The organism is Arthrobacter sp. NPDC080073 (assembly GCF_040686575.1).
Classification (GTDB): Bacteria; Actinomycetota; Actinomycetes; order Actinomycetales; family Micrococcaceae; genus Arthrobacter.
Map to the genome: position 1 here is coordinate 1 of NZ_JBFBKR010000042.1, position 6,647 is coordinate 6,647.

The 6,647-nt window shown below is 63.4% G+C and carries 5 protein-coding genes and 3 pseudogenes; 3 read left to right on the forward strand and 5 right to left on the reverse strand.

Going from position 1 to position 6,647, the window contains the following annotated elements; translation table 11 throughout:
- Positions 1-193 precede the first annotated feature (193 nt).
- Together AB0O52_RS23145 and AB0O52_RS23150 are read right to left on the reverse strand one after the other, a co-directional pair.
- On the reverse strand, positions 194-529 hold the full coding sequence (locus AB0O52_RS23145) for a metalloregulator ArsR/SmtB family transcription factor (RefSeq protein WP_364542922.1): 336 nt from the start codon (positions 527-529) through the stop codon (positions 194-196).
- A 555-nt stretch (positions 530-1,084) separates the two neighbouring features.
- Positions 1,085-1,423, reverse strand: coding sequence for a hypothetical protein (locus AB0O52_RS23150; RefSeq protein WP_364542925.1), 339 nt, complete (start codon positions 1,421-1,423; stop codon positions 1,085-1,087).
- Between the two features lie 483 nt (positions 1,424-1,906).
- Here AB0O52_RS23150 and AB0O52_RS23155 point away from each other — a divergent pair, with 483 nt between their 5' ends.
- A complete protein-coding gene (locus AB0O52_RS23155; RefSeq protein ID WP_364542928.1) occupies positions 1,907-2,482 on the forward strand; it encodes a hypothetical protein in 576 nt (191 codons plus the stop codon).
- Positions 2,483-2,617: 135 nt separating this feature from the next.
- Entirely contained in the window at positions 2,618-3,058 is a 441-nt protein-coding gene (locus tag AB0O52_RS23160; RefSeq protein WP_364542931.1) for a helix-turn-helix domain-containing protein, read from the forward strand.
- Positions 3,059-3,426: 368 nt separating this feature from the next.
- On the opposite strand, the gene AB0O52_RS23165 is transcribed toward AB0O52_RS23160, so the two are convergent.
- Both AB0O52_RS23165 and istA read right to left on the reverse strand, forming a co-directional pair.
- The gene (locus AB0O52_RS23165; RefSeq protein WP_275216592.1) at positions 3,427-4,173 is read right to left on the reverse strand and encodes an ATP-binding protein; all 747 of its coding nucleotides are present in this window, start codon (positions 4,171-4,173) and stop codon (positions 3,427-3,429) included.
- Positions 4,170-5,732: pseudogene (gene istA, locus AB0O52_RS23170) on the reverse strand (IS21 family transposase). The gene AB0O52_RS23165 and the pseudogene istA overlap by 4 nt, the downstream one beginning before the upstream one ends.
- Positions 5,733-5,890: 158 nt before the next feature.
- On the opposite strand from istA, the pseudogene AB0O52_RS23175 reads away from it, so the two are divergent.
- Positions 5,891-6,172, forward strand: a pseudogene (locus AB0O52_RS23175) (transposase); the annotation flags it as partial.
- 60 nt (positions 6,173-6,232) lie between these two features.
- On the opposite strand, the pseudogene AB0O52_RS23180 reads toward AB0O52_RS23175, so the two are convergent.
- A pseudogene (locus tag AB0O52_RS23180) lies at positions 6,233-6,647 on the reverse strand (transposase); the annotation flags it as partial.

Here is a 6,647-nt window from a genome sequence, read left to right on the forward strand (position 1 = left end):
GGAGTTGGGATGACTGCGTTGCGAGACGTTCAAAGCACGCCGAAAGTGGGATCACGTCCCATACTACGAGCACACCAAAGCCTGCAGCCGCTCGGGGTGTCGGTCGGGCAGACGCTGACAGCGGCAGCGAACGGCTTTGCTGGGGAAGTGAACCCCCACCATGTCAAGAGCGCCGTGCCAGCATGAAGCCAGATCAGCCCGCGATGGCGAGTTCGCTCGCTTCCTGGATGGATTCAAGGAAACCCGGCACGAATCGTGTCAGGGTTTCTTTGCGAAGCCTATAGAAGTAATTGCGGCCTTGCTTCCGGACGCTGATCAGGCCAGCACGCTGAAGGATCGCGACATGGTATGAGATGGTTGACTCACCGACCGGAAGGATTCCGTCCATCTGCGATCGGGGGTACTCGCGTTCCTGGTCACTTGCTATGAGCTGCAGAATTCGAATCCGCAGCGGCTCGCTGAGCGCCGAGAATACGGCCATGTAGCTCTCAAGGCTGTCCTGCGCGTGCAGGGTATCGACATTTGTCACAATCACGAGGGTACTCCGACATACGGCAAAGGGGAAAGGCCTTTGCCGTGATCTCCAGTGATCGGCCGAAGGGCCGTCGCGCTATTCAATCTTGGGCATCCCGGGACAATTAGTCAAGAGAATAAGAGAGACTGTCGATATGGCCACGTGCGTTTGGCTCAGAGAAGCCGGCTGACCTTCCGCCTCGCAGGGCGCGACGGACCGCAGGTAGGCACGCCTGATTGGGCCACCACCACTGATCTGATGGCGATCGATTTCGACCCCGATCCCAGATGGCGGTGCGTGTGAAGGGCTTCAGTATAAGAAAATCTGATAGCTAAGCGCGTCGACTGTTAGTTCTATGGTCCCAATTAAGTTATTTTGTAAATCGATATCCACCGAGCGAGCGCATGGCAAATTCCGGGACTGGCTAAATGAGAACCTAAGCTGGGAGGGCCTTGGGCACGGTATTGCACCGGGCTTTCTAATGAGAGCGTCCCGCGGGCGGCGGCGACGGCATCAATTGCGTCCGACTTGCCCCTGCTCCCACGGGAACCGCGTCGGGACGGCCGGGCCTCAACCACCTGCAGTCCGCGCCTGGAGAGTGCCTTGGTCAGGCCGGCGCCGTAGGACTGACCCGGTGCCCTCGATCGCGACGATGACAGAAAGCTCTGGTCCCGCAGCTCGACGTATCCAGGTGACCGCCCTGCTGATGCCGGCTTCGCTGGCGGGAAACGTCTTGGTTTCCTCGATACCTCCCGTGCAGGCAGCCATCAGCGCGAAGGTGTGGGTGCGTGAGTGGGTGTCCACTCCGACGATGAATTTGTAGATTTCGCCACCATAGTCATGGGGCAGGGCTCCTTCCGTAGTCGGTACCTGTGCGGTGCCAGTCCGGCTGGAGTTGCGTTGAGGCACTTCTCTAACGGGTCACGGTTTTCACTTCGGAGATCCCGGACAATCTTCTATCAGGCCATCAGCACGGGCGGACCGGCGGGGGGCCCCAGCCCGAGGCGGACGAGTCTTGCTCAAGGCACCGAACCTCATAGGGGCTCGGACCAGAATTTCCATGAGTCACACCCCGGAGGGGCCTGCACCAGCCTCCCAGCCAGCACCAGACCAGCCAAGACCATTAGAGAATTTCCATGCTTTCTCCGTCATGCTTCATACAGGGCCTCTTCCTGGGCGGCATTTGGTGCGTCTAGACACCGTCATCAAATCCCGGGGAGAGGCCTCCGCCGCTTAAGACGCGGCAGGTGCAGTAAGGAAGTGGGCAGATCTCATGGCCACCGGCGGGCAGTTTTACCGGCCGTCAGGCGAGTTCTAGTCATCGTTGCAACACCTCCGGAAAATCGGGAGTTGCGACACCATGGAATCACCATCGAAAAATAGGCTCCCCTTATGGAAAAATCTCCTTTCACGGAAGACCCGGTGTCTATGACCGGGACGCTCGGGAAGCGTTCCCAGCCGTCCCATACCCGTGCCCAAAGACAGGATTTCCTTTCCGCCGTGGCGCGTCTGGGAACTGTCGCCGCTGCGGCCATGGAACTCGGAATCAACAGGAGCACGTGCGAGAAGTGGGCGAACGCTGCCGGGATCAGGCCGCAACGCCAGTACAACCAGGCGGACCACTTCTATGCCGTTCTGGACAGGACCGGCACCATTACCGCCGCGGCCCACGAGCTGGGATTGAACATCAGCACCGCGCAGAACTGGGCCGGCAGGGTCGATCCTGCCGCGAGAAAACCACGGGCCACGAGGACCGTGAAAGCCGGGCCGGCCCAACGCTACTCACCGACGGTGATTGAGGAGTTCCTAGGTCTGCTGCGGGACATCGGCAGCGTCAGCGCCGCTGCGGAGCAGTTGGGCCTGAATCGCTCCGCCTGCTCGAACTGGGCCATCGATGCCGGCCTTGCCTCCACCGGTCTGCGCCGCCCTTCGACGAAGCAGCTTCACTACCTGCGCCTGCGCCGGTAAGGAGCCGGCCGGAGGGACGCCGCCCTCGCCGTCGGCGCCAGCAAACCGAGTTCCCACAACTGGGACTGGCAACAGGCTGCAAAGGACATGGCCGCGGCCCAAGGCCAGGCCGTGGATCTGCCGTATAAACAGGAGGTGAGAACTACATTCGCGGAACCGTCGGCCCCTGCGCCGGAACAGGCGCCCGCACCGGTGGCGTTGGAAGCCCTGGAACAGCCCATCAGCGCCCGCTACCTTCCCCTGCAGGAGCGTGAGAGGATCGCGGACCTGCACTCCCACGGGACCCCCATGCAGGCGATCGGCAGGGCCCTGGGCCGGTCCGTGGGCACCATCAGCCGGGAGATCAAGCGCAACAGCCACCCCATGCTGGGTTACCGGCCTTACGGTGCCCACCGGGCCGCCACGGCTGCCCGTGCACGGCCGAAGGACAGTAAGCTGGCAGAACCCGGGGACCTGCACGACTACGTGACCGACAAGCTGCGCATCCGCTGGTCCCCGGAACAGATTTCAAAGCTGCTGATCAAGGAATTTCCCGATGACGAGCAGATGCGCGTGAGCCCCGAAACGATCTACTAGGCCCTCTACTTCCAGGCCCGCGGCGGACTCAAACGCTAGGTCAAAGAGGCCCTGCGCAACGGCCGGACACGCCGCAAGCAGCACAGGAACCCCGAGGAACGCACCGGCCGTTTCCGGGACCCGATGATCAACATTTCCGAACGCCCCGCAGAGGTCGAAGACCGCGCCGTCCCGGGCCATTGGGAATCTCAATGTTTCTGTCAAGCCGCCTGAGCTTTGATTCTTGGGACTGGTTCCTGGTAGGGGGTGTGGTCGCTGAGTATTTGAAGGTTTGGAAGCCACTCGATATTGCCTTTCGGGGCCAGTGATATTGCCGGTGGGGGCCAGTGGCCGAGGTTGTGGGGGCCACTGGCCCACACCGACGTTTCTTACTGCTTCATGGTGGCGTGTTGGCGCATGTTGTGGTTGCCGGTATCGACCCAGATGGTGTTGTGCACGATGCGGTCCATGATCGCATCGGCGTGGACCCCGGAGCCGAGCCGCTGGTGCCAGTCTTTCTTGGCGTACTGGGTGCAGAACACGGTCGATGCTGTGTCGTACCGGCGCTCCAGCAGTTCCAGCAGCATGCTGCGCATGCCCTCGTCGGGGTGGTCGAGAAGCCATTCGTCGATCACGAGCAGGGTGAAGGCCGCGTACTTGTTCAGGAATTTGGTTTGTCCCTGTGGCTTGTCCTTCGCCAGCGCCCAGGCTTCCTCAAGGTCGGGCATGCGGACGTAGTGGGCCCGGATCCGGTGCTGGCAGGCCTGCTTCGCCAGCGCGCACCCCAGGTAGGACTTCCCGGATCCGGTGAATCCTTGAAACACGACGTTCTGCTGCCGTTCGATGAACGAACACGTGCCGAGCTGGGCGATCACGTTCCGGTCCAGACCACGCTCGTCCACGAGGTCCAGCCGGCGCAGATCCGCGCCCGGGTAGCGTAGCCCGGCCCGCCGGATCAATCCCTCAACCTTGGCGTGGTTGAACCCGGAGTGGGCCTCGTCCACGACCAGCCGGAGCCGTTCCTCGAAGGCCATGCCGAGCACGAGCGTCTCGTCCTGGGCCTCGAGCGCCTCCAGCATCGGGGCGGCACCCATCTCACGGAGCTTGCGTTTGGTTTCGATATCGATCCCGCTCACTTGGCACCACCTGCGTAGTACTCGGCGCCGCGGACGTATCCGCCGTGTTCGGCCGGTTCATCCCGTGATGGCCTGAGCCCGGCGGCCTTGTCCTGCTCCGTGGCCAGGATCGGCTGCAGATGCGCATACCGCGGGGACCGCACCCGGCCAGCCAATGCAAGCCGGCAGGCTGCCTCGACCCGTTCAGCCGAATAACGCCGGGAGAGCCGCAACACCGACAGTGCCGCGTCCAGGCCCTGCTCGTCGACCGGGACGGACTCGAAGATCCGGTTGACCACGGCCACCGCTGCCGGGCCGATCCGTCCGGCCCACTCCCGCACCCGGGCCGGGTCCCACAGCCGGTACTTCTCGCCCGCGGGCAGGTCCGCATCGTTGGTGCGGTACTCGTTGGCCGCACCCTCGGGCAGCAGCAGGTGGCTGGTCAGCCGTTCAGTGCCCCGGTAGGCCTGAAGCACCCGATCGGTGATCCGCAGGTCCACCGTGGTGCCGATATGGGCAAAGGGCACCGAGTAGTAGTTCCTCTCCCAAACCACGTGCCCGTTCCGGCCCACCCGGCGCCCGTAGACCCACCTGCTGATCTCGTAGGCCGCCGCCGGCAACCCCGTCAGCAACGGCTGCTCCTCGGCCGCGAACACGCTGGCCCTGGACCCGGACCGTTTCTGGAACGGCTCCGCATTGTAGGCTGCCACCCTCTCGATGATGGCGGCCCGGAGCTCCGGCAACGAAGTGAATTGCCGCTGACGCAGCCCGGCGATGACCCAGGTAGCCACGTGGGCGACCGTGTTTTCCACGCTGGCCATATCCTTCGGGTGTTTCACCCTCCCGGGCAGCACCGCCGTTGAATAGTGCGCCGCCATCTCGCGGTAAGCGTCGTTGAGCACGACCTCGCCCTCGCGGGGATGCTTGATGACACCGGTCTTCAGATTGTCCGGAACGATCCGCGGCACCGAACCGGTGAACGCCTCGAACATCGCCACGTGGGCCCGCAACCAGGTGTCCTGCTTCATGTCCAGGGCGGGCTCGACGAACGCATACCGGCTGAAAGGTAGGCATCACACGAACAGATACACGATCCTGGGCTTGCCCGTGACCGGATCGGCCAACTGCATCGTCGGCCCCGACCAGTCGACCTCCACCGTCTGCCCGGCCTTGTGCCCCGACCCGTGATGCCGCCCCCGTGATCAACACATGCCGCTGGTAGGTCCGGCAGAACCGGTCATAACCCATCATCGGCTCACCGGCAGCGGCGCACGAATCGGCGTACTCGCCATGCAGCAGCTTCAGCGTCACCCCGACCCGGGCCATCTCCCGGTGGACCTGGTCCCAGTCCGGCTGCGCGAACACGCTCTGATGCTCACCGCGGCCCGGGAACAACCGGGCTACACCTCACGGTCCGTGCTGTCGGCGATATCATCCCAAACCACACCGGCCGCATCGGCAGCCTCCAGCACCGCCGTGATGCTCTTCCGCGACATTCCCTGCGATGCCGCAATCGCCCGCCCGGACAGGCCCTCGGCGCGCAACTGCAACACGAGCTTCGCTCTGATCTTCCGTACCATTGATGATTACTCCTTCCGCCGTGCGCCCTATACACACGACGGAAGGAGCCTAAACTTGGTGGCCCCCAGACACGCCACTACCGGCACCCAAGACCGCTACCGCACGCTCTGCCCACCGGCCCCCAAACACACGACAGATGGACCCGGGACTGTCTGTGCTGTGGGAGAACGCCTGGAGCGAGTTCGTGCCGTTCCTGGACTACGACGTGGAAATCCGGCGGGTCATCTGCAGCACCAACGCCATCGAATCCGTCAACGCCCGCTACCGGCGCGCGGTCAGGGCACGCGGCCATTTCCCCACCGAGCAGGCGGCCCTGAAATGCCTCTACCTCGCCACCCGGGCACTGGACCCTACAGGCAAAGGCAGGGCACGATGGGCCACACGATGGAAGCCGGCACTGAACGCCTTCGCCATCAGCTTCGACGGAAGAATCAACTAAATGCCAACCGCGGATCCACCGAAAATCGGACAGTCCCATGGACCCCAACAGCGCGAATATTCAGTCGCGGAGCATGGCCCAGAGGACGTTGATGCGGCGTCTGGCGAGGGCGATGAGGGCTTGTTTATGGGATTTTCCTTCTCCGCGCTTCCGGTCGTAATAGGTTCTTGAGGCCGGGCTGTTCTTGAGGCTGGAGAGGGCGGCGAGGTAACAGGTGCGCAGGAGTCTGCGGTTGAAGCGACGTGGTCGGTGAAGGTTTCCGCTGATTCGTCCGGAATCGCGCGGGACGGGGGGCCAGGCCCACGACGCTGGCGAGCCGGTCGACTGAGTCGAATGCGTCCAGGTTGCCGCCGATGTTTGCGAGGAAGGTTGCTGCAAGTACGGGGCCGAATCCCGGCAAGGTGAGCAGAATGTCGGCGGCTTCGTGCTGGCGTAACAGGTCGGTGATCTGGGCATCGACGTCGGCGATTTCTCC